The sequence below is a fragment of the Pantoea sp. ME81 genome (genome assembly GCF_903970985.1).
Taxonomy (GTDB): Bacteria; Pseudomonadota; Gammaproteobacteria; order Enterobacterales; family Enterobacteriaceae; genus Pantoea; species Pantoea communis.
Map to the genome: position 1 here is coordinate 1 of NZ_CAJCKS010000377.1, position 638 is coordinate 638.

The window sequence follows — 638 nt, forward strand, 5'->3', positions numbered from 1 at the left end:
CCCAGGTCGTCTGATAACTGTCAATATTCAGTCGCGCGTATTCATAGCGTACGCCACCGCTGAGCTTTACTGACTCTACCGGGGAATACTCAAGCTGCAGGAACGGGGACAGGTCGGTATAGTTAATTTCAGGTACGTAAGTCCGCCCCGTTGACCATAAATCCTGCTTGGAATTGTCAAAAAGCGTATCAAATCCTACCGTTGCCTTAAGGCGATCGTCCCAGAAATCATCTTTTGTCAGCGCAATTTTGGTGCCGTATTTGTTGGTAAAGGCGCGGCTCTGATCGTATAAGGTGCCGATGGGCGCAATGGCCGGATCCTGGAAAGAAGAAGAGTTTGTCGCGCCGAAAAGTGCTTCGTAGCGCTGGTAATAGGCGAGCGCAGTGAGCTTCATACCCGCCAGATTATAGTTATCGTAGGTGGTACCCACCGTCCAGACATCGTTGTGCGGCGCGCTGCCTTCCGGCCTGCCTTTGACTGAGGTGGTCAGTCTGCCGGCATCGAGATCGCCGGTCACGCTGATGTAGTTGTCTTTGTTTTTCAGCCGGTAGCGGTTAAGACTCAGCTGTATGCGCTGGTCGTTATCCAGCCAGTAACCGACCTTCGCCAGCATGTCCCATGCGCGTGAGTCCATCAGG

The 638-nt window shown here is 53.1% G+C and carries 1 pseudogene; it reads right to left on the reverse strand.

Annotation, left to right across the window (positions count from 1 at the left end):
- Positions 1–638 (reverse strand): annotated as a pseudogene (locus H7A81_RS27475) (TonB-dependent receptor); the annotation flags it as partial.